A 24,843-nucleotide genomic window follows, 5' to 3' on the forward strand; every position below is an offset into this window, starting at 1 on the left:
CATAGATGATCGGCAGATCGGGCTCGCCTGCGTCAGCGATCAGCACCCCGTTGACGCTGGCTTCCACGCCGCGCTCGAGGATCCGCAGCCGGGTCTCGTGTTCCCGGCGTCGCGTCACGTCCTTGGCGATGCCATAGACCCCCTGGATGCGCTCACCGACCACGATCGGCAGATTCGTGATGTCCAGGCGGCGGACCTTGCCGTCCCGATGGGGGATCTGCAGTTCATAGCGGCAGGGGTCGCCGGCCGCGGTGATCTCGAATTTCTGTTGAACATACGCCAGGTCGTCGGGCTGCAGGAACTGGGAAAAGTGCGCGCCCATGATCTGCTCGACGGGGAAGCCGGTCAGCGAAGAACAATGCTCATTGGCCGTGGCGAAGTGTCCCCGCAGATCCAGTGAAAACACCGCATCCGGGTTATAGGCGAACAACGAGCGGTAGCGCTGCTCGCTCTCCCACAGCGAACGCCGGTCCTGCTCGCGCTCCACCGCCAGGGCCACCAGATCCACGGCCTGACGCGTCATTTCCAGTTCGGACTCGTCCGGTCTGGCCGGCCGCCGATAGTAGGTCGCAAAGGTGCCCAGCAACCGACCATCACTGGCGATCACCGGATAGGACCAGCAGGCCCTGAGCCCCTCGTTCGTGGCCAGGGTCCTGAATCCCTTCCAGCGTGGATCATGTGCGAGGTCCTCGCAGACCACCACTTCACGGCCATGAGCCGAGCTGCCACAGGCGCCCATGCCGGCGCCGATGGGAATCGAGCCGATCGCCTCCCGGTAGCGCAACGGCAGACTGTTGCCCGCCACCAGGCGCAGCGCGCGGCCTTCGTCGTCGGCCAGCATGATCGAGCATAGCCCTCCCTGCAGTTGCCCCTCGAGCATGAGGCAGATGGCATCGAGCGTCTGGTCGAGCGGGACTTCCTCGGCAATCATCGCCTGAATGGATTGCTGTTGCTCGAGCTGCTCCCGCGCCGCCATCAACCCCCGTGAGTGCCCCAGGACCAGGCGGACCATCCCCAGGCTGAAGACCAGCAGATAAGTCAGCGTCAGCCCCCCCAAGCCCACGGCTGAGGGGCCTATTCCGGCCTGAAGCCAGCTCGCCTCGGGGCCGGTATGCACCGATGGGCTGAGCATAGGGCCACCCGACAAGCCGATGTGTCGAGAGGCAAACGCGGGCGAGCCGGTTACCTCACGGGCCACCATGCCCGGTGCTGCCAGGGAGATAAGCACCGCATCATCGCGGGCCAGGCTCACCTGAAAGCCGGCCAGCTGAATGCGTAGCTCACGATCCAGGAGGGTGGCCATGTCCAGCACGGCCACCAGTTGCTGGTCGCGACGCGGTAACGCGATCGCCATGATCGCCAGACCCGGGGCGCCGTCATCGGGCACCATCATGCGCGGCTGGGGAAAGGGCATGGCCAGCCAGTCGCGCACGCGCTCGGAATCCGCCCACTGGGTCAACCAGCGCTGTGCCTCCTCGCTGCGCGACTGGCGCCAGCGCCAGTCCTGGTTGCTGCCCAGCAAGCCGATGACCTCGAGACTGGGGGTATCACGCAGGTAGTTGGCCACATCGCGGTTCAGTACCGCGGTTTCCAATCCAACAGCGGACGCATCCAGCCGCTCGGCCATGCGCTGCATCAACATCAAGTGCGAGCCCATCACCTGCTCGGCATTGAGACGGACGTTGTCAAGCAGATACTCGGCCTGCTGGTAAATCCGTTGCTGCTGCTGCCAGCTGAGCAGGTACCAGGCCAGGCAGCTGACCAACGCTCCAGCCAGGCCTACCGTGACGGCCGCCCTTCCCAGCTGAAGCTTCCTCTGGCCCGTCCTGACACTCGCCGCCACCATGCCGAGGCCATACATTACCGCGAACAGCGCCACCACCGGCGGGGATGACGTCATCGCCGCCAAGCCAGGAGCCTCTATCGAGAAGACGAGCGTCACACCCAGAACGGATAGGCCGACGATCAGCAGCAGGAAGCCCCCCATCAACCATGCTCGCCGTAGTCGCTTACGCCCGAGCCCCGACAACAAGCAGCTGGCCACTACCACCAACATGGCGGCGACCAACGAGGAAGCGCGCGGCTCCCCGGACAGCCAGGAGACGCCCACCTGACTGCCGCCGACCACGGCATTGTGCAGCAGGGTATAGCCCATCAAGGCCAGCAGAGCGCACCCGGCCAGAAGACGCACCCGATGCCAGTGCTGGACAACGGCCAGAAGGCCAACACCGGACAACATGGCGGCCAGTGAGGCATCCGCGCCCAGCAGCGTTTGCAGGGGGTAGTGGAACCACTGCAGCATCCCGGCCAGGCCCATCAGCACGAAAGCCGCCGATACCATCAGCAGCCAACTATCCAGGGCAATATCGCGGGTCTTGAACGGCATGAACGAGATGCTCCCTGCGCATGATCAACCAAGGGGCCTGAACGAAACCCTCCCGGTCACTTCCTTGTTGTTATGTGCCCTAGATGGTGTGCCGCCTCGCTCGAGGACGCCAGCCTCTGCCTTCATCCAATCGGCCAACTACCTTCACCGTATCATTCCCGGCCTCTTGGGTTATCGGCGGCTTTTTTCGCAACTTGATGAAACATAGAGTGATGTGCCTCGGGACGATCATCCGGCGGCAGGGTGATACTGCACTTGGGCTCGAAGAACCCCACGCCGGTGAGGCTGAGATTATGGCGACCCAAGGCGCTGGATCGCACAGAAGCGCCCCGACTTGGTGAACGTCAATCTGAAGCGACCATGCACGCCGTCGCGGGTCACCACCCGTCTCAACGCCTCGGCGGGAAATACCACATGACGCCCATCCAGGCTGCGGGTCTGGACGTTGGCTACCCGGCCGGCGTAGTGCGCCAGGCAGGCGTCATAAGAAAGTTCGATTATCACGTCGATGCTGGGCATCGGGGACCACTGACTTGTCGTCCAGGCTGAGTTCGCTAATACTTTACCACTCATTGCCCTCGCTGCCGGGCGCTCTCAGGATCCTGCCATGTTCGCCTCCACCGTCATCGGCCCCGTGCCGCTCCCTTCCCACCAGGTCGTGGCAGGCGCGACCGTTCCGCCCCAGGAGAGCGGCTCGCGAGGCGAACTTGGTGAGACAGCTCGACCCGATGCCGCTCCCACCCGCGAGAACCACCGTGGGGAAGCGGCTGATGCAGCCAAGCGGGTCACACCAGGCGAGGAGCCGACCAAACCCGGCGCAGAGACATTGAGCGAGGCCGAGCTGCGTCAGGTGGAACAGATGAAGGTGACCGACCAGGAGGTACGCCAGCACGAACTGGCCCATCAGGTCGCCGGCGGAGCCTATACCGGCTCGCCCAGCTACGACTATGCCCGCGGGCCGGACGGCAAGCGCTACGTGGTGGCAGGTGAGGTACCCATCGATTACGGCCCGGTACAGGGTGACCCGCGCGCCACCATCGACAAGATGCAACAGGTGATCAGCGCCGCCCTCGCGCCGGCCGACCCTTCCCCGAAGTACCATCAGGTCGCGGCCCGAGCGCGTCAGTACCTGCTCATCGCCCAGTTGGAGATGGCCCAGCAGCACAGCGAGATGAATCGCGCCCGCGGCGATGCACAGGCGACCGAGTCCTCTCAGTCAGCGGAGATCCAAGGCCAGGCAGCGTCAGACGCTGAACAGGGTCACACGACCACGGAAGCCGAGCCCGTCGTCCAACTCAGCCAGTACGACATCATCGCCCGTGCCGCCAATGTCGGCGCCCAGGAGAGCCTGCGCAGCCTCGCCTGATATCCCACCACCGCACGACCTCAGGGGACCTCTGACATCCGGGAGGCCAGATTATACGCTTGCGCCTCGAGATAGGCCGCATGCTTTTCCAGTGGCCGGAAGTCAACCCGTGTGCCGTAGTCACGCTCAAGGTGCTCGACCCTCGTGGGCTGCTCGAGGGCCTTACCGAAGGCCGCCGCGACCTGCTCGAGAAAGGCAGGGTCGCTGCCCCGAGGCGCAAAGAGCTCGCGATCGGTAGTGTTGACCAGATCGATCCCCTGCTCCTTCAGGGTCGGTACCTTCGGCAATGCGGAGATCCGGGATTGATCGGCGACCCCCAACGGGACAAGAGCACCATGCGTGAAGAGTAACTCGCCAGAGGGCAGGTTGAGCATCGCCAGGTCTATCTCGCCGGCCAACAGGGCCGCCACCTGGGCGCCAGTGTCGGGGTAGCCGACCCAGCCAATGTCAGAGACCGGCAGGCCCGTCGTGCGGGAGAACTGGCGCCAGAAAAAGTGATCCGTGGCGCCGCGAATCATCCCCACTCGAAGCGCCCCAGGATGTTCCTGTATATGGACTACCAGCTCTGCAGCCGAGGTAATGCCAAGGCTGCGACTTGCTGCGGGGATATTCACGGTCCGGGTGAGAAGTGCCACCGGCTCGAAGGCGACATGCGAAAACGGTGCGGCACCTGACAGGAATGAGAGCGACAGCGCCTGATGACTAGCAAGCAGGGTGTGGCCATCCGGCTCCGCCTCCTTTACTTCCAGGGCGCCGCGTACACCTCCATTACCGGGGCGATTCACAGGTTGCAGAGAGAAGCCGAGATGCGGCTCGGCGGCCCTGGCCAGGTCGCGGAACAGGACATCGCTCGCTCCGCCGGGACCGAAGGGAATGATCAGGCTGACGTCATCCCTTCTCTCTTCTTCGGCCAGTGCCGACCCCGCCAGCACGATCCAGAGCAGACTCACCAACAGCCAGCTGTAGCCCAATCGGGGCATCCTTGATTCTCCTGCTCCATATCAGCCTAAAGGCTTGTCTTGATAGGCGTGGAATGCAAGCAGCCAGGTTCAAGTCATTCGTCTTCAAGTTAGCGGAAGTCCCGCCGATCTACTCACCGAAATCGTCCCTGGAGATTCCCCATCATGCCCTACCCTCTACGTTTGGCCTGCCTCCTGCTGTTCCTGCTGGGCCTGACCGGTTGCGCTCGCCATGAAGGCGCGCTTTACAACGCACCACCTGAACCGGGGCTGGCGGATGCCCTAGACGACACCATGCACGGCATGGTCGAGGCGTTCCCGGATCTCACCGATCGGGGCCCGATGATCATGGCCTCGTTCATCGACGTGGATGGCACAGGGCGGGCATCGCCCTTCGACCGAATCGCCGCAGAGCTATCGGCCGCGGCACTGGCCCGTGAAGGAATGCAGGTGCGAGAGGTTCTGCTCGAGGGCCGACAGTTGCTGGAAGTGAGCGGCAGTGACGGTCTGCTGACCCGTCAGGTTCGCCGGCTGGGAAGCCGGGAAGGCGCCAGGACGTTGCTGATCGGGACCTATGCTCAGGGGCATGATCGCCTCTACCTGGCACTTCGCGTGGTGGAGTTACGCACTGACCGTGTCCTGGGCAGTAGCAGTCTTTCGCTGGCACTCGACGGCAACCTGCGTGAACTGCTGCGCGCACGTTGACCTGTGACTCACCTCGCCTGGATCACCACTTCCACGCGGCGGTTGCGGGCACGCCCTTCGGCGCTATCGTTGCTTTCCAACGGGCGCGTATCGGCCAGGCCCACGGCGCGCAGCCTCGCCGGGGAAACGCCCGCCTCAACCAGCGCCTCGACAATGGCAATGGCCCGGGCGCTGGACAGAGCCCAGTTAGAGGGGAATCGGTCGGTATTGATTGATCGACTATCGGAATGCCCTTCCACCGCTACGTCACCCGGGTGACGCTGAACCATCTCGCGCAGCCTCTCGGTTACAAGGGCACGCCCCTCCTCGGTCAACTCGGCCTCGGCAGTCGGGAAAAGCAGGCGATCCTCGACCCGTAGCCGGACGCCTTCGGGAATCCGCGAGACCTCCATGCCCGCCAGATCCGCCAGATACGGGGCATCTTCCAACGATTCTGTCACGACGCGTGCCCCGGCGATGGCGGCTTTATCGACCTTCTCGACACCAGAGGGCGGTCTGTCGGTTAACACCACCAGATAGTCGGCCAGCGGGCGAGATAGGTCGACATCAGTGGGCATCAGCCACTGCGGCCCGGCAGATAATTCCTCGACGCCCGATACCGCCGAGTCCGCACGAGCCAGAAGCTCAGGGGGTGGCAAGGTGCGAGACGCTGGCAAGCCGGCTACCCCCAGCGCTGCCGAGATGGCTCGGGCTGATACGCTGCTGCGCTCGACAAGTTTGACATTTCGGTCGGCCAAGACCCGTTGCAGTGACTCAGGCAGTGGGACGCCAAGCTCCACCGACGCCAACACCCCCGCGTGTGGCTCAGAAACCGACTCCGTCTCTCCGGAGCCACTGCCAATCTCGCCTAACGTGATGATCAGCACCAGAAGTGCCACCAGTAGGGTCATGACGTCGATATAGCTGACCATCCAGCCGCTGGCGTCCTCGTCCGGCGGCAGGGGTCGCATGAGGTTATCGTAGCGGCCCTGCCCGCGGTGCTCGTCGATCATGCAGCCCCCTCCGGGCACCCCTCGGGCATGTGCAGAAAGTCGCCAACCTTAAGCGCAAGCGATCTCCGGCACAACCGGGCATATATACGCATTCGCCCGAACGACGGAAGCGTCCAGACATTCGTCAACCGACCCCGGATCGCCGGCGAGGCCATGCCAAGGGTGCTTACCGCCTTCGACCGGGTGTCGGAACGTCTCTGACAGACCGACGCAGCCAACAGCAACACCCAGGCATCGAGGATCTGAAGGGCAGTAAGCTCGAATGGCCTCGATCGGCCGGTAATCAGCGACAGAATGGCCAGATCTCTAGCAGGCCATCGCAGCGAAACTCCGCCTCTCAGGCGGCGAGCTGACTGCGATAGCGCGAGGCGGTGGTGGCGACCTGGCGAGCGGCGCGCTGGACAGCGGGCTTGCCGCGCCAGGAACCGCGTCGATAGCCGCCCTGCCCCTCGTGATAGGCCAGGTAGAGGTGCTCGGGGTTATGCAAGGAAACGCCCGTCATGCGCCGGGTGCGGGCGTTGTACCAGCCGATGAAGTCGGTGGCGTGCTTCATGTGAGTGCGCCGCGCGAACAAGCGACCCGCCTCCCCTTCGTATTCGCCCCATACCGGGTCCTGTGCCTGGGCGTAGCCATAGGCCGAGGAAGGCCGCCGCCAGGGAATGAAGCCCAGCAGCTTGGTCCGGGGCGGTTTTACATGGCTGCGGAAGCTGGACTCGCGCTCGATGAAGGCCATCTGGATGACAATAGGCGTGCCCCACTTCTCATGTGAGGCCCGGGCGTAATCGTACCAATCCGGCTGCTCGCGGAAAATCTCGCAGATGTTCGACTGGTTCTCGGGCGGCGCCGGGGCCAGCAGGGCGCAGCCGGAGAGCATCACCGACAACGCCAGTCCCACCAGGGGGCGAAAGCATGCCATTCGATAGTCTGTGGCTCGCATGATCCTAGAAGGCCTCCCACTCCAGTTTGCACTGGCCGGCCTCGGCCCTGGATCGCTCGGGTTGGCGACGGGCTTCCTCCCGGCGGGCGTGGCGAGACGTCGCTGTGACTTCACGCTGTTCCCCTCTGGCCCCAGCGGCCTCCACCCGGAAGGTATCGATCAACTCGGCCAGGCGCTTCGATTCCGCCTCCAGGGTAGCGGCGGTGCTGGTCTGCTCCACCAGGGACACATTCTGCTGAGTCACCGAATCCATCTCGGTCACGGCGGCACCCACCTGTTCCACACCGGACTGCTGCTCCCGAGCCGAAAGCGAGAGCTCGCCCATCAGGTCGGCCACCTGGCGAATTACCGCCACCACCTCGCGGATCTTGGCCCCACTGCGTCCGGCCTGATCAGATCCAGACTGGATACGCTGGGACACATCCTCAATCATGCCGCGAATCTGCTTCGAGGAGCCCGCGGTGCGGCTGGCCAGGGTGCGCACCTCGCTTGCCACCACGGCGAAGCCCTTGCCGTGCTCGCCGGCCCGGGCCGCCTCCACCGAGGCGTTAAGTGCCAGGATGTTGGTGTGGAAGGCGATGGAGTCGATTACCTCGATGATCTCACGGATCTGCCGCGAACTCTGTTCCATGGCCTGCATCAGCGCCACGGTCTCCTCCACCTCACGGGTACCGTCCTCTGCTTGTTCGGCGGCACGAGACGAGAGCTCGTTGGCCTTTCCCGAGGTCTCGGTGTTCTGATGCACCGTGGAGGCGATCTCGTCCATGCTCGAAGCCGTCTGTTGCAGGGCCGCGGCCTGCTGCTCGGTACGCGCGGAAAGGTCCTGACTGCCGGCGGCAATCTCCGAGGCACCGGTGGCCACGCTGTCGCTGCTCTGCTGCAGGGTCGACACCAGACTCTTCAGCCGCTGCTGCATATCGCCGAGGGCGGTGAACAGCTGGCCGATCTCATTGCTGCCGCGATCTGCGATCCGCGCCGTGAGATCCCCCTCGGCGACCCGGCGGCAGTGCACCACGGCCTCACGAAGTGGGGTGACGATCTGCCGGCTGATGGCCACGAACACCACCGCGGCCACCAGAAGGGCCAGGATCAGCACCGCCAGATTGAGCATGGCCAGCCAGTCGCCGACCTCCTCTGCCTTAGCGAAGCGCATGGCAGCCCGCTCTTCCGAGAAGTGGATGAAGTCCTGCACCAGCCCAGCGAAGCGGTCCCCCGCCTCGGTGACCTGCTCGCGATGGACGAAGATACCCTCCATATTGCCCGCGAGCACCGCTTGCCGGAAATCAGAGCTCATCAACTCGTGGTATGCGGTGGCGATCTGCTCCACAAAGCGTGCGCGCTCGCTGGAGTCGCCGATAGTCACGCTCTCGAAGGCGGCCATGCGCTCGTCGGCCCGCTGCAACGCCTCGCCGGCCTGAGCGATCTCTCTGGCAGCATCGGCCTCGCGGCCGGCGCGGGTATATTCCCCAAAGCGCACGATATGGTTGCGCATCTCGGCGACATTGACCTCGGCCCGGTTGGCGGTATTGCTCTGAATGATATTGATGGATGCCAGATCCTCCAGGGCCGAGCCACTGACATTGCGTGAGTGAAAACTGAGCGCACTGATCGCCAGGATCATCACCACCAGGGCCCCGAATGCCGTCAGCAAGCCGGCACGAATCGACAGGTTCTGCATCTACTGCTCCATTGGTCATTACTGCCCGACGATATGACCGTTTGCCACACCGATTTTCCGGGAGACTCATCGGCCTGAAGCACCAGAACTTGAGCCTGCGCCGACAATCTTGTCAGGACGCTGGTAAATGCCGACAGACAGGTTCTTGCGGGCTCAAGTGGGCATGGCATCAGGAGAGAATGCCGATAAGGCGCCCCATTAGGAAAAATAGTGCGTTCTGGTAGGCGTGGCGGAACGGCTTGAACCGTCCTCATCTGCCGAACATTCATGGCTTTAACGTAGGCAACTTGCGACACCCTCCACGCCGCACTAGGCTGGCCTGAACGCTACCCACCTTGCGGCCCGCCCATGACGCATCAACCTCCGCCTTCGGCCTTTCACGCCATGCTGACCCACCACCAGGGGCGCGCCCTGCTCCAGGAGATCTGGGAGCACTTCCCCGAGCACATGTTCCTGATCCGCGTGGAGACACCGCAGCACTTCGTGGTGGAGGCGGTGAACCCCTCCCAGCAGGCGACCATCGGCTACCCCTGCGTAGGGCTGGCCATCGAGCAGCTGCTGCCCAACCCCGAGCAGGCGCGCAGCGTCATCGGCCACTACCGCGAGTGCCTGGCCTGCAACCGGCCGATCCGCTACGAGGAGACCGGCCACTTCCACAAGGTGAATGACGAGCCGTTGCAGTGGCTGACCCTGCTGGTGCCGCTGCACGACGAGCAGGGGCGCACCACCCACCTGTTCGGCATCTCCCAGAACGTGACTGAGCTGCGCCTGGCGCGCCAGGCCCTGGAGGAACAGAATGCCCGCCTCGAGGCGCTGGTGGAGGATCGCACCGCCGAGCTCCGTGCCACCAACGCCCGGCTCGAAGAGCTGGCCAGCCGCGACGAGCTCACTGGCATCGCCAACCGCCGTCAGCTGATCGCCCTGACCGAGCACGCCATGCAGCGCGCCCGCCGCCAGCAAGTCCCGCTGGCGCTGCTGATCCTCGATATCGACGGCTTCAAGGCGGTCAACGACACCCAAGGCCACCTGGCCGGCGACGCCATCCTGCGCGAGGTGGCCCAGACACTCGCCGAGAACCTGCGCGAGAGCGACCTGCCGGGCCGCTTTGGCGGCGACGAGTTCGTGGCTGTGCTTGCCCGACACACGCGCCGAAGACGCATGGCACCTGGCGGAGCGCCTGCGCGCGACGGTGGCCCAGCGCTGCGGCTGCACTATCGGCCTGGGCATCGCCGATTTCACGCCCCACGACGACTTCACCTCGCTGGTGGAGCGCGCCGATCGCGACCTGCTGCGCGCCAAGCGGTCCCGTGGCGTCTCACGTTGAGCCCATGCCCGGAGGATACAAGGCGTCCAGTATCGCCAACGTATGCGCCCGCTGTTGGGTCACGGCGCCATAGAGAATGGCCAACAGCTTCTCGTAATCCTCCGGCATCTCGGTCTCCATGCCGGTGGCCTCGAAGCGGTCGAGTGTGTGCTGGGTATCGTCGATGACGGCTTGAAGCACATCAATCACCCGCTGATGGTCATCCACCGTCATGCGACCTCCCGAAGAAAGAAACCGGCCCCACGATGGGAGCCGGTTCGGTGCGAACCATGGGGAAGAGAACCTTCCCCGAGGTCTGACGCAAGGGCTTTAGATTAACCCAGCAGGGACAGCACGTTCTGCGGGATCTGGTTGGCCTGAGCGAGGACGGAAGTGCCCGCCTGCTGCAGAATCTGGCTGCGAGTCATATCTGCTACTTCAGAGGCATAGTCGGCATCTTCAATGCGCGAACGGGCAGCAGAAAGGTTCGTTTCGTTTGTCTGCAAATTGGTGATGGCAGACTCAAAACGGTTTTGAATGGCACCGAGATCTGAGCGAAGAGTATCTACTTTTCCAAGTGCCGTATCAAGAGCAGCCAGCGGACCTTCGGTTCTTGCATTAACTTGACCAGCATCGGCTGTATCAAATGTAACCTCCAATGTCGCCGCTGTCGTGCCACCGTCAGGGCTATCCGTGATATCAAAATCACTTTCACTCACTGCATAGTATTTCACTGAGTCTGGATTACCGCCCCCATCATCACTCTCAATGAAATAGTTTCCAGCATCATCTTCTACCAAAGCATTTGTATTTCCTGCTGTGCTCGAGTCTGTAACAGTGACCTCTGCCGCTGCAATATCGTTTCCTTCCGAGTCAGTCAGATCGCCATCGGCATAAGCTGTAGTGTTTGCAACGTATCCGTTCACATTAAATGAATCAAGGCTAAGTGTAGTAGAGTTAATCTCCTCAAGACCAACCTCAATGGACTCTCCATCATTTGCACCTACCTGAATAGTAAGGCTGTCATCTTTCGAGAGAACTTTAACACCGTTAAAACTAGTCTCGTCAGAAATTCTATTGATCTCCTTTACACGCTGATCAATTTCAGCCTGAATGGAGTTCAAATCATCTCCTGAGTTTGTACCATTCTGTGCCTGAACACTCAGCTCACGCACACGCTGTAGGTTGTCATTAACCTGATTCAGAGCACCCTCGGCAGTTTGAGCTGCAGAGATACCGTCGTTGGCGTTACGCTGTGCCTGACCGAGACCGGTGATCTGTGAAGACATGCGGTTGGCGATGGCCTGACCCGCCGCATCATCCTTGGCGCTGTTGATACGCAGGCCGGAGGAGAGACGCTCCATGCTAGTCTGCAGATCGTTCTGTGACTTGGACAGGTTCTGCTGCCCGATCATGGAGGTAATGTTGGTATTGATCACTGACATGGTGTGATTCCTTCCAAGCTGTTGAGGGCTCCAATGGCGGGCCCGCTGCGATTGATGTTCAAGGCCCAGCGGGCCTGCCACAACGGCGCCGTTGGCCGTTACTCTCTATAACGGCCCTCCGGCGGCGAACTTTAGGCACGGATCACCATTTTTTGCCGAAGGAGACTTGGATACTTGACGCCACCCGATCCGGCAGGGGTGCCAGACGACATCGCCCCGGCTTAAAAGCCGGGGCGATGTCGGGGAGGCCAGGCGGCGTGACGTCAGTCGCGGCCGAGTTGGGCATTCAGCGAGTCGAACTGCTGCATCAGGTAGCTGCTGGTCTGGTTCATGCTGGCGATCATGCTGTCCAGTTGCCCAAACTGCACCCGATAGCGCTCGATGGTGCGCTCCACGCTGGCCTCCATGCGGGCATAGCGCTCGCCAAGGCTGTCGACGCGGCTCTCGGCTCCCTCGATGGCGTTACTTATCAAACCATTGTCATCGAGCATGCGCTCCAGGCTGGCATTGAACGTGCCCGCCATGCCGGCCTCCTCGCTGTCGCCGGCGAAGAACGCCGCCACCCCGCCGGGGGAGTCGGCAAGGGCGGCATCCAGTGTTTCCTCATCGACCTCCAGCCGGCCCTCCTTGTTCAGCGAAACGCCCAGGTCGGCGAGCAGCGCAAACTCCCCGCCCGGCACGGCGCTGGTCAGGTCACGCACCATGCGCGACTCCAGGGTGCGCACGGTGCGATCGCCGATCAGCTCACCCGAGGACGCGCCCTCGGTGGCCGGCTTTGTCATGCGACCGATGGTGGACTGCAGCTCGTTGTAGGCGGAGACCCACTTGTCGAGCGCCTCCTTCACCGAGCCATCGTCCCGGCTGACGGTCACGCCCAGGGTGCTGCCCGCCGCCTCGGGGCTCAGCGTCAGGCTCACCCCCTGGATGGCCTCCGCCACGGTGTTGGTGGCGCTGGTAATGGTGATGCCGTTGATATCCAGCTCGGCGTCGTTGCCGGGGCGCAGGGTGGCGGCATCCTCACCGAGCGGCACGGCGGCCAGCGGGTCCGCGACATTCTCTAACCTGAGCCCCACCAGCGAGGCCTCGGCACCGGTCTCCTCGGAGCTCAGCGCCAGGCGATAGCCGTTGCCATCGTTGACGATGGCAGCGGTCACGCCGGCCTCCGCGTTGGCATTGATGGCATCGCGCACCGCTTCCAGGCTGCTGCCGGCCGCGATGTCGATCGTCACGCTGTTGAGCGGCGCGGCGGTGTCATCGAAGCTGCCATCCGCCTTGTAGGTGGCGCCGAGGTCCAGGGTCAGGGTGGTGGCCTCGGTAAACAGCGGCTCGTCCCGGGTGGGGGCGGCGTCCGTCGCCAGGGTGCCGGCGGTGGCGATGCGCGTGACCGTGACGTCGTAGCGGCCGGGGCTCGCCGTCTCGCTGGCAGAGGCCGTGAGGCCATCGCCCTGCACGACGACGGAAAGCTGCTGGAAGAGCGCCGAATCGTTCAGCGCCGCGGCGGCGCTCTGCAGCTTGTCGACGCCAGTCTGCAGCCTGCCGTAGGCGGAGATCCGGGCGTCCTGCTGCGCCTGCTGAGTCTTGAGGGGTTCCAGCTTGCCGCGCTCGGCATCGCGCAACTGGTCGAGGAGACCGGTGAGATCCAGGCCGGATCCCACCCCAAGGGAGGTGATGGTTGCCATGGGCAGTGCATCCTGTGTCATGACCCGCGGTGGGCCTGACAGGGAGTATCGGCCGGGCGGCGGAAAGCTTTAGCCCCGCCGCGAGGCCGGCATCAACCCTGGTTCAGCTGGGCATCCAGGTTAGCGAACTGCTCGGTCAGGTAGCTGCTGGTCTGGTTCATCTCGGCGATCATGCCGTCGAGCTGGCCGAACTGGGTGCGGTAGCGCTCGATGGTGCGCTCCACGCCCTCTTCCATGCGGGTGTAGCGATCCCCCAGGCGGTCCAGGCGGCCCTCAGCCCCCTCGACGGCGCGCGAGACCAGGCCGCTGTCGTCGAGCATCTGCCCCATGGCGTCGCCTACGCGCCCGGCCATGCCGGCATTGCCCTCGCCGCCGGCGAAGAACTCGCCGAGGGCGGCCATGTTGCCGCCGACCTGCTCGCCCAGCCCCCCCTCGTCCAGCTCCAGGGTGCCGTCGCGCTTCAGCGAAATGCCCACCTCGCTGAGCATGTTGAGCTCGCCTTCCGCCACGCCGCCGGAGAGCACGCCACGCAGCCGCGACTCCACGGTGCGCACGGTGCGGTCGCCATTGAGCTCGCCGGCCTGGCCGGTCTCGGCATCGTAGGCGGTGAGCTCGCCGATGGTGCCCTTGAGGGCGTTGAAGGAGTCGACAAAGCCGGAGACCGCCTCGCGCACCTTGAGGGTATCCTGCTCCACGCTCAGGGTGGTGCTGCCCGCGGCCTGGAGGTCCAGGGTCACGCCCTGGATGGCTTCCTCCACCTGATTGGTGGTGCTGGTGATGGCGATACCGTTGATGGTCAGCGCGGCATCCTGGCCGCCTTGGGCGATCTCGGTGCCGGGCGTCGCCGAGAGGTTGCCGGCAGCCAGGTCGGCGAAGTTGGTGGAGGCGATGGCAGCCGCTTCGCCGGTGTCGCGGGAGTTCATCGCCAGCCGATAGCCTTCGCCATCATTGATGATCGAGGCGCTGACGCCAGAATCTGCCTTGGCGTTGATGGCGTCGCGGATATCCACGAGTGTGCTATCGGCGGCGATCGCCACGGGCACCGCATCTACCTCGGCCCCGGCGAAATTCAGGTTCAGGGTGCCATCGGCATCGACGATGGGCTGGTCCGTCGCGTCCACGCGCTCGGTGGCCAGGGTGCCAGCCTTGGCCAGGTCGGTCACCTCGACGTTGTAGCTGCCGGGCTGAGCGGTGGCATCCACGCTGGCGGAGAGGGTATCGCCGCCACCGCTGGCCGAGAGGCTCTCGTAGAGCGAGGCATCCTCCAGGGTCGCCACGCTGTCCTGGAACTTGGTCATGGCCGACTGCAGCTGCCCCAGGGCCGAGATGCGCGATTCCTGCTGCTGCTGCTGGGCGGCAACCGGCTCGAGCTTGCCGCGCTCGGCATCGCGCAGCTGGTCGAGCAGTCCGTTGAGGTCGAGCCCGGAGCCGATGCCGAGCGAGGAAATGCTAGCCATGAAACACTGCCTTTGGCCGGTGAATGTATACCACTACCCCGGTATTCGGCGGGAAGAGGCAGAACTTTAACACTCCGGGTCGCCGACTCAAGCCGACGGCACGACGGCCGATACAACCCCCAGCCTATCGAACCCACTTACTGAACGAGGAGCCCTACCTTGTCCAACGGCGAGACCATCACCGCCCACGAGCTGCTCCACGACCTGATGCCACAGCTCAAGGCCACCGAGAGCATGGTCAGCGACACCTTGACGGTACGCTTGATGATGACCACCGACCCGGCGGTGCGCGAACGCATCAAGACCTTCAAGACGGAGTTCGAGTTGGAGCGCACCATGATCCGCATGAACCTGGAGCACCTGCTGCGCCGCCACGCCGAGGCGGTAGAGGCGGCGCGCAGGAGCAGCACCGATGACAGTAGCCAGACGCTGCCGCTGGACGAGCACGAGGCCACCGCGGTGGCCCGGGTGCGCCAGCTCTACCGCCGCGCCCAAGAGTTGAAGCGCTGACACCTTGGCGTTGCTGCCTAGCCGCCAAGGCTTCCATACCGCCGCGCAAGCCGGCTGCACGGTTCGATGGGGATCAGGCGTGTGCGGGCAGCGGCGCGACCACCTGATGACCGCCGATACTGCCGGCTGAGTCCCCACGGCCATCGCGCTCCCCTTCTCCGACGGTGAAGCTGTCCACGGCCTCGGCGAGACGGTCGGCTTGCTCCTTGATCTGCTCGGCGGCGACGGTGGACTCCTCCACCAAGGCGGCGTTCTATTGGGTCACTCGGTCGAGGTCGGCTACCGCAAGATTGACCTGACCGATGCCGTCGCTCTGCTCATTTGTGGCGGCGTTGATTTCGCCGAGCACCTCGGCCACACGGTTCACCCGTTCCACCAGCGTCTGCAGGGTGTCGCCGGCTTGGCGCACCTGGGCAGTGCCGCCCTCCACCTTGGTCTCGGAGCGGTCAATGAGTTCGCGGATCTCGCGGGAGGCGTGAGCGGAGCGGGTAGCCAGCTGGCGTACCTCGCCAGCCACCACAGCGAAGCCGCGGCCCGCCTCGCCGGCGCGGGCGGCCTCCACCGAGGCATTGAGCGCCAGCAGGGTGGTCTGGAAGGCGATGCCGTCCATCACCTTGACGATGGCGACGATCTGCCCAGAGGCGTCGCGAATCTCCTCCATGGTGCTCACCACCTGCTGCATCTCCTCGCCACTTTTTCCGGCCACCTCGGTGGCGGATTGAGAGAGGCCGTTGGCCTCGCGGACGGAGTCGGCGGTATGGCCCACGGTGCTGCTGAGCTGCTCGATGGAGGCGGAGGACTCCTGCAGGCTGGCGGCAGCGCTCTCGGTACGCCGCGAGAGGTCCTGATTACCGTGAGTGATTTCGCCGGCAGCCAGGCGCACTTGCTGGCTGCTGTCGCGGATGGTGAGCATCACCCCTTACATGCGCGACATGAAGCGGTTGAAAGCCTCAGCCATCTGCGCCACCTCATCGCGGCCTTCCTCGGGCAGGCGACGGGTAAGATCGGCGTGACCGCTGGCGATGTCGGCCATGGCGTCGCGAGCGGCCAGCAGGCGGCGGAAGGCGAGGCGCAGCAACGCGCCCAGCAGCAGCACCGCCCCCAGCGCGACCACCAGCAGGGTGACCAGCGAGCTCAAGAGCACGTCGCGCAGGCCTGCGGTGGCCTCGTGTTCGTCCAGGGCCACCACCAGCTGCCAGTCGGTACCAGGGATGCCCTCGGCGAAGAGCCGTACGGCCTGCTCACCGAGGGTCACCGCCAGGGGCGCCTCGGTGGCGGCGAGCTCGGCCAGGCGTTCGCCGTCGAGCGCGCCACCCAGGCGGGCCACCGGCTCCAGCGCCAGCTCAGGATCAGGGTGGGCGATCAGGACGCCGTTGGCGGCGGCCAGAAAGGCAAAGCTGGACGGCGTGGGGGCGATGGCGCCTACAGTGTCGACGATGGTGTCGATGGCCACATCGCCACCGACCACGCCGACCACTTGGCCGTTGCGCTTGACCGGAGCAGCCAGGGTCACCACCAAGGCATCGGTTGCCACGTCGACATAGGGCAGCGTCACGATGGACTCGCCAGCCTCTATCGCGGCGCGATACCAAGGGCGTTCGCGGGGATCGAAGTCCGCTGTGCCCTCGAAGCCATTAGAGAAGACGGTGTCGCCGTCGGCGGCGCTGGCCAGGGAGCTCATCTGGAAATTACCCGAGACGGCCAGCTGCCGAAGCGGGGGCAGCGGGTCGACTTCGGGGCCAGAAGCCGGCACGGCCTCCAACATGGTGAGGCGGGCATCCAGCCCCTCGCCGATGGCCTTGGCATTGCCGCTGGCCACAGCGGCCAGGTTACCCGCCACTTGGTCGTCATTGTGCGACTTCACGGTGACGTAGCTGGCCGAGGTATTAAGTATCAAGGCGAAGATGATAACCACCACGGTGGCGATAAGCAGTCGGATTTTCAGCAATGTGAACTTGAGGGCACTCGTGGGTTGAGCGAGGGTGATCGGCCGGCGAGCGGGTGCCACACGCTTGAGCCGAAAGCCTCTGTATCAGTGCTCTGTCCCACATCTTGAGCGGCCCCCTTTCAAGGGATTCCGCCGAGTGCCGATACCCATCTCTATCAGCGAGCCTTGAAAAGGGCCTCCTTGCTCACGAGACAGCCGATAAAGGGCCACGATGCGCGAAACAATCAATCCCGTAGAATATCCCGCCAGCCTGAAGGTAATGGGCGTGGGCGGAGGTGGTGGTAACGCCATCCGCCACCTTCTGGATAGCCACCTGCCGGGCGTCGACTTCATCGCAGTCAACACTGACCGCCAGGCACTGCAGGCCCTACCCCAGGAGGTAGCACTGCCTATCGGCCGGCAGACCACTCGCGGCCTGGGCGCGGGTAGTTCCCCCGAGGTCGGCCATCGCGCCGCCGAGGAGAGCCACGACGTGCTGCGCGCCCGGCTGGCCGGGGGCGACATGCTGTTTCTGATGGTCGGCATGGGTGGCGGCACCGGCAGCGGCGCGGTCCCATTGATCGCCTCCATGGCTCGGGAAATGGGGCTTCTCACTGTGGCCGTGGTCACCCGCCCCTTCACCTTCGAAGGCGCGAGGCGAGGCCAGGCGGCCACTCAGGCCATCGAGGTTCTCAGCGAGGAGGTGGACTCACTGGTGGTGGTACCCAATGACAGGCTGCTGCCGGCCCTCGGCCCCGGCGCCTCGATGATGCGTGCTTTTGCCGAGGTGAACGATGTGCTGCGCCAGGCGGTGGGCGGCATCGCCGAGGTGATCACCAACCCGGGGCTGATCAATATCGACTTCGCCGATGTGGCCGCGGTGATGCGCCACCCGGGACGGGCGCGCATCGGCTCCGGCCAGGCCGAGGGGGAGCAACGCGCCCATGATGCCGTGATGGCAGCGATGGACCACCCACTGCTGGAAGCCACCGACCTGACCCGGGCTGCCGGAATGCTGGTCAGCATCACTGCCGGGCCGGATCTTTCCCTCGAGGAGTTCAATGAGGTGGGCGAGCTGGTATCCGGTTTCGCCAGCGAAGAGGCGTTGGTGGTCGCTGGCACTTCCATCGACATGGCCATGACCGGTGAACTACGGGTAAGCCTGGTGGCCACCGGCCTGCAGATGGCCGGCGAGAGCGCCTCCCGCGATGCCCGCCCGGCCGCTGACAAGCCCCGCCTGCAGGGTGCTCCGCTGCCGCGTCAGGGCGAAACGCTGCTGGATATCACCCGGTTCCTGGATGACCTGAAGCGCTGAGAACCGAAATGAGCGACGGAGATCCGGCTTGCGACCTGGGCCCGGCACCTTCACGAGGAGAATCGCGCCCCGGTGGTAGAAGCCTGGCAGGCCTGCCTCCTACACCATCAGGATTTCGATCGCCAATTCCGCTACTGCGGCGAGAACGGCGAGCCGATCTGGCTGGACGTGCACACCAATGCGATTAGCGTGGACGGCGAGTTCATAAGCCTGGTGGGGGCCGTGCGGGATATCACCCAGCGCCAGCACAAGGATGCCCTGCGCCGCTGCGAAGCGGAGCATGATCCGCTGACCGGGCTACTCAACCGCCGCGGCGTCGAGCGCCGGTTAGAGGAGGCCTTCACCGAGTGGCAGAAGGTCGGTACCCCTCTGGCCGTGCTGCTATTCGACCTGGACCACTTCAAGTGCATCAACGACGAGGGCGGTCATGCCCTGGGCGACGAGATGCTCCAGCAGGTAGTCGCCGCGATGGGCGCCGAGACCCGCAGCAGTGACCATGCCGCTCGCCAGGGCGGCGATGAGTTCGCCATGCTGCTGCCGGGCTGCGAGCTGACCCGGGCCATGCGTATCGCCGAATCGCTGCGAGCGCGTATCACGGACCTTAGCCTGGAACAGCACGGGAGGACGTGGCGGGTGACGGTCAGCATCGGCGTCAGCGACTTCCAGCGGGCGGACCAGGCCATCAATGACGTGGTCAACCGCGCAGATGCGACAAGCTATGAGGCCAAGGCACGAGGCCGAAATGACGTGGTCAGCGCATGAACCGCCCGACCGGAGGACGACCGATCAACCTGATGGGCCTTCAGTAATGAGGTAATGGGCGGCAAAAGCCTCGGCTGCCACAGGACGACCGGTGAGGTAGCCCTGGATCAGGTCGACGTGATAGCGGGATAGCGCCTCCAGCTGGTCCTCGGTCTCCACACCTTCGGCCACCACTCTGAGGCCAAGCTCCTTGGCCAGGCCGGTCACCGCGGCGACGATGGCGGCGCTGCCGCGGCACTCGCCCAGGCCCCGGATGAAGCTGCGGTCGATCTTGACGGTAGTCACCGGTAGCTCTTGCAGGTAGCTCAGCGAGGAGTAGCCGGTGCCGAAGTCGTCGATGGCGATGCGACAGCCCATCTCGCGCAGCGCCTTCAGGGTATGCACCGCCTGCTGCTGCTTGTCGAGCAGGATGCTCTCGGTGAGTTCGAATCCGATCTGCCCCGGGGGCAGGCAATAGTTCGCATGGAGCGCGCGGACCTGAGCCACCAGATCACTCTGCCAGAACTGACGTCCCGACAGGTTGACGGCGATGCGTGGCGGCTCGAGGCCAGCGACCAGCCAATCATGCAGCTGGCTAGCCACCAGGTGCATCAGTCGCTCACCCAGCGGCAGGATCAACCCCGACCGCTCGGCCAAGGGAATGAAGTCACCGGGAGAGACGTGGCCTAACGACGGATGATGCCAGCGCAGCAAAGCCTCGGCGCCCTGAACCTGACCGCTGTCGCGATTGAAAAGCGGCTGATAGTGCACGTCCAGCCCCTCGCCGGTTTCGGCGGCAGTGCGCAGCGCGGTCTCCAGTTCCAGTAGACGGTGGTCTTGCTGGTGCATCTCGGCGCGGAACAGTCGATAGGTATTGCGCCCTTCCTGCTTGGCGCGGTACATAGCGGCATCGGCATGACGCACCAGTGTCTCGACTTTCGCACCGTCGTCCGGATAGAGGCTTATGCCGAGGCTGCAGCCGACACGGAAGATCTGCCCACCCACCTCGAAGGGCGAGCTCACCGACTCCACAAGCCGACGCGCCACGCGCGTGACGTCGTCGACCTCTTCCACCTCGTTGAGTAGTACGATGAATTCATCGCCACCCTGGCGTGCCAGGGTGTCATCCTCACGAAGGTGCCCGCGCAACCGCTGGGAGACCTTGAGCAGCAGCTCATCACCCACCGCATGCCCCAGGGCGTCGTTGACCTGCTTGAAGTGGTCAAGGTCGAGGAAGATCACCGCCAGCCGCTGCTGATGACGATGTGCATGGAGAATCGCCAGCTCCAGACGATCCTCCAGCAAGCGCCGGTTGGGCAGCCGGGTCAAGGGGTCATAGTAGGCCAGGCGACGAACCTGTTCCTCATTCTCGCGGATGTGGGTGATATCGGTGAACAACGCAGCGTAATTGGTGACCTCGCCCTGGTCGTTGCGGATAGCGGTGATGGTTAGCAGTTCCAGATAGAGCTGCCCGCTCTTGCGACGGTTCCAGATCTCGCCACGCCAGTGGCCGTGCTCCTGCAACGTCTGCCACATGTTTTGGTAGAAGCCGACATCATGCCGTCCCGAAGAGAGCATCGCCGGGGTGCGCCCCGCCGCCTCCTCCAGGCTGTAGCCAGTCATGTGCGTGAAGGCCGGGTTTACGAACTCGATGCGGGTCCGGGCATCGGTGATGATGATGCCTTCCAGGGAAGAATCGATCACACGCTCTGCCAGCTGCAGATTCCGTCGCGACTGTGCCAGTGCCTGGTCGCGCTGCTCCAGGGCCTCGCGCAAGTCGTCCAGGTAAAGGTGCTCGGCTCCTGCCAGCAAATCCTGGAAACCCAGCAGCCCGACGACCCCGCCCCGATCATCAAGCACGCCCAGATGGCGGACGCGATGGTCGATCAGCAAGTCGCGTGCATGAATCAACGCATCCTCGACACCTACCGTGAGCAGCGGTCGACTGGCGAGCTCGCCGACAGCCGTGGCCCCCGGATGGCAGGCCACGAACCGCACCAGATCACGCTCGGTGAGTATGCCGAGCTGCCCATCCCGGCACATCACCACAGCCGCATCACAGCCGCCGCGGCGCATGCACTCGGCTGCCTCTTTCAGCGTCAGCTTGCCTTGCAGCAACAGCGGGCGACTGCGCATTGCAGCGCCTACTTCGCGTAAGCGCAGATAGGGCTCCAGCCCCTGGTTCAGCGCCATATCTGTCTGGGACAGGATACCTCGAGGGGTACCGGCATCATCCACCACCAGCAAATGGCGTCGCCGCTCGGCACTGAAACGTAGCGCCGCCTCTCCGATCGGCGTGGCTTGATGGATAGTGGCGACCGGTCGGCTCATCACCCGTTTGATGGGCAGCTGCACGGCCTCAGGGTCGCCGAAATCGACGAACAGGGTGTCGTGCTCGGTCCAGATGCCGACGACCTGGGTGCCCTCCATCACCAGCATCGAGCTGCAACGCCGCTCTGCCATGCGCGCGGCGGCTTCACACAGCGGTGTGTCCGGCGTGCAGGACAGCAGGCCAGTGTGCATGATGCGCTCTACGGGAAGCTCTTGCGTCATGGCGTCTCGTACAGAAGTGGCGTCTTGATCAACATCAAGCAAAAGCGATGTACCTTACGCAGGTTGGCCGAGACAGGAAACCGCAGCAAACGGGCGTTTCTTGATGTCGGTCAATGAAACCACGGTTGGCGTCCCTCGCTCGCTGAGGTCTGGCACTGAAACCAGGCAGGATCTTGCCTCTCTTTCCGAGACACTGCCATGCCCTGGCCGATGGCGACAAACAGTTACCAAACAGCGCTTATATCACCGCCCGAGTAGGCGATGCTTTACGAGCTGTTTGGTAAGCGTCAAGCAAGCTACCTCTTGTGTCGCGTGGTGTCATCGGCCACCACGCGGTTGCGGCCTGCTGACTTGGCCCGATAGAGCGCATCGTCGGCCCGCGCCAGCATGCTGTCCATATCATCCCCCGCCCGGTATTGGGTGATTCCCGTGCTGATCGTGATATTCAGGCCATGCAGACGTACTTCAGAGATTTGACAACGCAATCTCTCGGCAAAGGTACTGGCTCCCCGTAGCCGGGTGTCGGGCAACAAGATGGTGAACTCCTCGCCTCCCCACCGAGAGAGAATGTCGGTACTCCTCAGGCTATTGGACACACGATCGGCCAATTGCTTGAGGATGGCATCGCCGGTGTCATGGCCATGCCGGTCGTTGACGTGCTTGAAATGGTCGATGTCGAAGAGAAGCAGCGAGAAGGACTCATCGCCAAGCTCGGCCTGGAAAATAGCCTGACGAAGGGCCGTATCGAAGGCCCGTCGGTTATAGGTGCCGGTGAGATGATCGAGTGTCGCCTGTCGTTCCAGCTCGTCTTCCATGCGCTTGCGCTCGGTGATGTTGTGAAATACGGCCACGAAGTTGCGTATCTGGCCGGTGTCGTCACGCACTGCAGTGATGGACTGCCAGAGCGGGTAGATGTCACCGTACTTGTTGCGGTTCCATATCTCGCCCTGCCAGTGTCCGGTATTCAGCAACGATTCCCAGAGTCGCGCATAGAAATCGGAAGAATGCCGCCCAGACTTGAAGATCCGTGGCGTCTTGCCCAGCACCTCATGCTCGCGATAGCCGGTGATATCGGTGAACGCCTGGTTGGCGCGCTCGATCTGCATATAGGCATCGGTGATCATCGTCGCTTGCCCGGTCTCGAAGGCAGTGGCCAGTAGCTTCAGCTCGCTCTCCTGGCGCTTTCGCTCGGTGACGTCTTCCTTGACTGCGACGAAATTGACGACCTCGCCCGCGTCATTGCGCACCGGCGTGATCACCTCGGCTTCCCAGTAGAGCTCACCGTTCTTGCGCCGGTTGAGCAGCTCGCCCTGCCATACACGGCCAGCCTGCAGAGTTTCCCAGAGGTCACGATAGACAGCCTCGGATGTCTCGCCGGACTGAATCATTGCCGGTGTCTGTCCGATCAGCTCCTCGCGCGAGTATCCCGTCACGTCGAGGAAGCGCTGATTGACGAACTCGATGCAACCCTTGACGTCAGTAATAGCCGTGGCAGCGGGGCTCTGCTCAACGGCGATGTAGAGCTGGTCGAAACGCTTTCGCAGCGACGTGATGTCGTGGCACATGCCCTCTTGAACGCAGTCCGAGCCTATCAACTTGTCCATCCAAGCTTCGCTCATTAAACAACTTCCTCATATTCCGGACACCCCCTTGCCATCCCTCTGTAGCCATCCCCGAACATATGGCCAGCGAGATGAGGGGCTACTGACCACGGGAGACGAATGAGTCTTGGGCCACCCAGGCTCACATCGTCACCGACCGGCGTCCGGTCCGTCGCGGTACCGTTCCGACCGCTTGTTGTTATCGATCCAGACGAGAGTAGTGCAAGAAACTGGTTCTAAGGTCACCAGGAGTCTCATACCGATATTTTGTTGATGTATATCAATAAATGGCGGCAAGGGCGATACACCATTCTGTTGACTGGCATCTCGAACACGCCGTTGGGCATGCCACGGCCCAGCGAGGCCAAAGCGTCCCTCGCTGACCTTGTCCCAATATCCTGCTTTCAGATCCCTAAAGTCTTACCCGGTGCTGCCGATAGAGCGATGCGGTGTAAGGGACACCCACCCCTGCCCCAAGGCAGCGGACAAAACGCACAAGGGAACACAAGGAAACTCGACGATGAAAAAGACGCTGGCCGCAGGCCTTTCTGCCGTAATGCTGGGCGCCACCATGGGCCAGGCGCAGGCCTTCGACGACCGCGTGACCGTGAGCGCACTGGCCGGGACCACCGGTGTCGGCGCGGATATCACCTGGCGATTCCAAGAACGCTTCAGCATCACTGCCCAGTACGCCGGTGGCCTCGAGTGGGATGGCGACTACGACACCGACGAAGTGAACTACGAGGGTGACCTGGACATTTCTGCCGGCGCCCTGAAGCTCGACTTCCATCCCTTCGGTGGTCGCTTCTACGTTACCGCCGGTGCCATGCTGCCGGATATGGAAGCCAACGTCCGTGGTACCGCCAAGGACAACCAAGATTTCGAGTTCGACGGCACCACTTATACGACAGCTCAACTGGGAACCGTCCATGGCAAGCTGACCGTTGCCGACGGCGTCCAGCCCTACGCTGGCCTGGGGTGGCGCAGCTCGCATACCGAGGGCTTCGGCTTCTTCTCCGAGTTCGGTGTGATGGCCGTGGATGTGGACGTGGACCTGCGCACCTCGAATGATTTCGAAAGCCAAGATCCGACTTTCCGCGAGGACCTGCGCCGCGAAGAGCAGAAGCTGAAGGAGGATGCCGACGAGCTGCCCTTCTATCCAGTCGCCGTGCTGGGCATCAGCTACACCTTTTGATCCTGCCACCACGTCGCAACGGGGCCCGGCGGTGCCGGGCCCCAGATCATCGGAACACAACGCTGACGGCATGCCTTTTCGTCCCTTCAGTTTT

At 63.7% G+C, this 24,843-nt stretch carries 21 protein-coding genes; 7 read left to right on the forward strand and 14 right to left on the reverse strand.

Translation table 11 applies throughout. The features are described 5' to 3' along the window. Both QLQ86_RS18550 and QLQ86_RS18555 read right to left on the reverse strand, forming a co-directional pair. Window positions 1-2,386: GAF domain-containing protein (locus QLQ86_RS18550; RefSeq protein WP_282817967.1), on the reverse strand; the 2,386-nt coding region annotated here is incomplete at its 3' end. Window positions 2,387-2,677: 291 nt separating this feature from the next. Next, window positions 2,678-2,905 carry a DUF2835 domain-containing protein gene (locus QLQ86_RS18555; protein ID WP_282817968.1) on the reverse strand — a complete coding sequence of 76 codons (228 nt, stop codon included), beginning with the start codon at window positions 2,903-2,905 and terminating at the stop codon, window positions 2,678-2,680. A gap of 88 nt (window positions 2,906-2,993) precedes the next feature. Here QLQ86_RS18555 and QLQ86_RS18560 point away from each other — a divergent pair, with 88 nt between their 5' ends. Continuing rightward, the gene (locus tag QLQ86_RS18560; protein WP_282817969.1) at window positions 2,994-3,752 is read left to right on the forward strand and encodes a putative metalloprotease CJM1_0395 family protein; all 759 of its coding nucleotides are present in this window, start codon (window positions 2,994-2,996) and stop codon (window positions 3,750-3,752) included. Between the two features lie 20 nt (window positions 3,753-3,772). Here the strand turns inward: QLQ86_RS18560 and QLQ86_RS18565 are convergent, their stop codons facing one another. Continuing rightward, window positions 3,773-4,732: a Bug family tripartite tricarboxylate transporter substrate binding protein gene (locus QLQ86_RS18565; RefSeq protein WP_282817970.1), complete on the reverse strand. Its 960-nt coding sequence runs from the start codon at window positions 4,730-4,732 to the stop codon at window positions 3,773-3,775. Window positions 4,733-4,876: 144 nt separating this feature from the next. Here QLQ86_RS18565 and QLQ86_RS18570 point away from each other — a divergent pair, with 144 nt between their 5' ends. Beyond that, window positions 4,877-5,416 carry a FlgO family outer membrane protein gene (locus tag QLQ86_RS18570; RefSeq protein ID WP_282817971.1) on the forward strand — a complete coding sequence of 180 codons (540 nt, stop codon included), beginning with the start codon at window positions 4,877-4,879 and terminating at the stop codon, window positions 5,414-5,416. Window positions 5,417-5,424: 8 nt separating this feature from the next. Here the strand turns inward: QLQ86_RS18570 and QLQ86_RS18575 are convergent, their stop codons facing one another. The 3 genes from QLQ86_RS18575 to QLQ86_RS18585 form a co-directional block, all read right to left on the reverse strand. Then, a complete protein-coding gene (locus QLQ86_RS18575; protein ID WP_282817972.1) occupies window positions 5,425-6,408 on the reverse strand; it encodes an OmpA family protein in 984 nt (327 codons plus the stop codon). 337 nt (window positions 6,409-6,745) lie between these two features. After that, on the reverse strand, window positions 6,746-7,324 hold the full coding sequence (locus tag QLQ86_RS18580) for a transglycosylase SLT domain-containing protein (RefSeq protein ID WP_282817973.1): 579 nt from the start codon (window positions 7,322-7,324) through the stop codon (window positions 6,746-6,748). A gap of 25 nt (window positions 7,325-7,349) precedes the next feature. After that, complete coding sequence (locus tag QLQ86_RS18585) at window positions 7,350-9,023, reverse strand: methyl-accepting chemotaxis protein (RefSeq protein ID WP_282817974.1); 1,674 nt, start codon at window positions 9,021-9,023, stop codon at window positions 7,350-7,352. Between the two features lie 348 nt (window positions 9,024-9,371). Here QLQ86_RS18585 and QLQ86_RS18590 point away from each other — a divergent pair, with 348 nt between their 5' ends. Further along, window positions 9,372-10,514: a sensor domain-containing diguanylate cyclase gene (locus QLQ86_RS18590; RefSeq protein WP_282817975.1), complete on the forward strand. Its 1,143-nt coding sequence runs from the start codon at window positions 9,372-9,374 to the stop codon at window positions 10,512-10,514. A gap of 147 nt (window positions 10,515-10,661) precedes the next feature. Here QLQ86_RS18590 and QLQ86_RS18595 read toward each other — a convergent pair whose 3' ends face one another. The 3 genes from QLQ86_RS18595 to fliD (QLQ86_RS18605) all read right to left on the reverse strand — a co-directional run bounded on the left by QLQ86_RS18595 (window position 10,662) and on the right by fliD (QLQ86_RS18605) (window position 14,907). Continuing rightward, the gene (locus QLQ86_RS18595; RefSeq protein ID WP_282817976.1) at window positions 10,662-11,771 is read right to left on the reverse strand and encodes a FliC/FljB family flagellin; all 1,110 of its coding nucleotides are present in this window, start codon (window positions 11,769-11,771) and stop codon (window positions 10,662-10,664) included. A gap of 263 nt (window positions 11,772-12,034) precedes the next feature. Then, window positions 12,035-13,450, reverse strand: coding sequence for a flagellar filament capping protein FliD (gene fliD / locus QLQ86_RS18600; RefSeq protein WP_282817977.1), 1,416 nt, complete (start codon window positions 13,448-13,450; stop codon window positions 12,035-12,037). Between the two features lie 92 nt (window positions 13,451-13,542). Then, entirely contained in the window at window positions 13,543-14,907 is a 1,365-nt protein-coding gene (gene fliD / locus QLQ86_RS18605) for a flagellar filament capping protein FliD (RefSeq protein ID WP_282817978.1), read from the reverse strand. 159 nt (window positions 14,908-15,066) lie between these two features. Here fliD (QLQ86_RS18605) and QLQ86_RS18610 point away from each other — a divergent pair, with 159 nt between their 5' ends. Further along, entirely contained in the window at window positions 15,067-15,417 is a 351-nt protein-coding gene (locus QLQ86_RS18610; RefSeq protein WP_282817979.1) for a hypothetical protein, read from the forward strand. A 73-nt stretch (window positions 15,418-15,490) separates the two neighbouring features. Here the strand turns inward: QLQ86_RS18610 and QLQ86_RS18615 are convergent, their stop codons facing one another. Genes QLQ86_RS18615 through QLQ86_RS18625 form a run of 3 tightly spaced genes read right to left on the reverse strand, consistent with a single transcriptional unit; the run spans window position 15,491 to window position 17,365 of the window. Beyond that, entirely contained in the window at window positions 15,491-15,661 is a 171-nt protein-coding gene (locus QLQ86_RS18615; protein WP_282817980.1) for a hypothetical protein, read from the reverse strand. 9 nt (window positions 15,662-15,670) lie between these two features. Further along, window positions 15,671-16,330, reverse strand: coding sequence for a methyl-accepting chemotaxis protein (locus QLQ86_RS18620; protein ID WP_282817981.1), 660 nt, complete (start codon window positions 16,328-16,330; stop codon window positions 15,671-15,673). Window positions 16,331-16,336: 6 nt separating this feature from the next. Next, window positions 16,337-17,365, reverse strand: coding sequence for a HAMP domain-containing protein (locus QLQ86_RS18625; RefSeq protein ID WP_282817982.1), 1,029 nt, complete (start codon window positions 17,363-17,365; stop codon window positions 16,337-16,339). A 211-nt stretch (window positions 17,366-17,576) separates the two neighbouring features. Between QLQ86_RS18625 and ftsZ the strand changes: the two genes are divergently transcribed. Both ftsZ and QLQ86_RS18635 read left to right on the forward strand, forming a co-directional pair. Continuing rightward, the gene (gene ftsZ, locus QLQ86_RS18630) at window positions 17,577-18,659 is read left to right on the forward strand and encodes a cell division protein FtsZ (protein ID WP_282817983.1); all 1,083 of its coding nucleotides are present in this window, start codon (window positions 17,577-17,579) and stop codon (window positions 18,657-18,659) included. A 21-nt stretch (window positions 18,660-18,680) separates the two neighbouring features. Then, on the forward strand, window positions 18,681-19,421 hold the full coding sequence (locus QLQ86_RS18635) for a sensor domain-containing diguanylate cyclase (protein ID WP_282818199.1): 741 nt from the start codon (window positions 18,681-18,683) through the stop codon (window positions 19,419-19,421). A gap of 24 nt (window positions 19,422-19,445) precedes the next feature. Here the strand turns inward: QLQ86_RS18635 and QLQ86_RS18640 are convergent, their stop codons facing one another. Continuing rightward, window positions 19,446-21,953: an EAL domain-containing protein gene (locus QLQ86_RS18640; protein ID WP_282817984.1), complete on the reverse strand. Its 2,508-nt coding sequence runs from the start codon at window positions 21,951-21,953 to the stop codon at window positions 19,446-19,448. 296 nt (window positions 21,954-22,249) lie between these two features. Next, the gene (locus QLQ86_RS18645) at window positions 22,250-23,572 is read right to left on the reverse strand and encodes a sensor domain-containing diguanylate cyclase (RefSeq protein ID WP_282817985.1); all 1,323 of its coding nucleotides are present in this window, start codon (window positions 23,570-23,572) and stop codon (window positions 22,250-22,252) included. 502 nt (window positions 23,573-24,074) lie between these two features. On the opposite strand from QLQ86_RS18645, the gene QLQ86_RS18650 reads away from it, so the two are divergent. Next, window positions 24,075-24,749 carry a hypothetical protein gene (locus tag QLQ86_RS18650; RefSeq protein ID WP_282817986.1) on the forward strand — a complete coding sequence of 225 codons (675 nt, stop codon included), beginning with the start codon at window positions 24,075-24,077 and terminating at the stop codon, window positions 24,747-24,749. Window positions 24,750-24,843: the final 94 nt, after the last annotated feature.

The organism is Halomonas rhizosphaerae, assembly GCF_030012485.1.
GTDB classification, from domain to species: domain Bacteria; phylum Pseudomonadota; class Gammaproteobacteria; order Pseudomonadales; family Halomonadaceae; genus Halomonas; species Halomonas rhizosphaerae.

Coding starts and splice junctions, on each gene's coding strand:
- QLQ86_RS18585 (WP_282817974.1), bottom strand. CDS start 9,023: ATGCAGAACCTGTCGATTCGTGCCGGCTTGCTGACGGCATTCGGGGCC.
- QLQ86_RS18570 (WP_282817971.1), top strand. CDS start 4,877: ATGCCCTACCCTCTACGTTTGGCCTGCCTCCTGCTGTTCCTGCTGGGC.
- QLQ86_RS18650 (WP_282817986.1), top strand. CDS start 24,075: ATGAAAAAGACGCTGGCCGCAGGCCTTTCTGCCGTAATGCTGGGCGCC.
- QLQ86_RS18575 (WP_282817972.1), bottom strand. CDS start 6,408: ATGATCGACGAGCACCGCGGGCAGGGCCGCTACGATAACCTCATGCGA.
- fliD (WP_282817978.1), bottom strand. CDS start 14,907: ATGGCTAGCATTTCCTCGCTCGGCATCGGCTCCGGGCTCGACCTCAAC.
- QLQ86_RS18565 (WP_282817970.1), bottom strand. CDS start 4,732: ATGCCCCGATTGGGCTACAGCTGGCTGTTGGTGAGTCTGCTCTGGATC.
- QLQ86_RS18640 (WP_282817984.1), bottom strand. CDS start 21,953: ATGACGCAAGAGCTTCCCGTAGAGCGCATCATGCACACTGGCCTGCTG.
- fliD (WP_282817977.1), bottom strand. CDS start 13,450: ATGGCAACCATCACCTCCCTTGGGGTGGGATCCGGCCTGGATCTCACC.
- QLQ86_RS18645 (WP_282817985.1), bottom strand. CDS start 23,572: ATGAGCGAAGCTTGGATGGACAAGTTGATAGGCTCGGACTGCGTTCAA.
- QLQ86_RS18560 (WP_282817969.1), top strand. CDS start 2,994: ATGTTCGCCTCCACCGTCATCGGCCCCGTGCCGCTCCCTTCCCACCAG.
- QLQ86_RS18590 (WP_282817975.1), top strand. CDS start 9,372: ATGACGCATCAACCTCCGCCTTCGGCCTTTCACGCCATGCTGACCCAC.
- QLQ86_RS18595 (WP_282817976.1), bottom strand. CDS start 11,771: ATGTCAGTGATCAATACCAACATTACCTCCATGATCGGGCAGCAGAAC.
- QLQ86_RS18620 (WP_282817981.1), bottom strand. CDS start 16,330: ATGCTCACCATCCGCGACAGCAGCCAGCAAGTGCGCCTGGCTGCCGGC.
- QLQ86_RS18580 (WP_282817973.1), bottom strand. CDS start 7,324: ATGGCATGCTTTCGCCCCCTGGTGGGACTGGCGTTGTCGGTGATGCTC.
- ftsZ (WP_282817983.1), top strand. CDS start 17,577: ATGCGCGAAACAATCAATCCCGTAGAATATCCCGCCAGCCTGAAGGTA.
- QLQ86_RS18555 (WP_282817968.1), bottom strand. CDS start 2,905: ATGCCCAGCATCGACGTGATAATCGAACTTTCTTATGACGCCTGCCTG.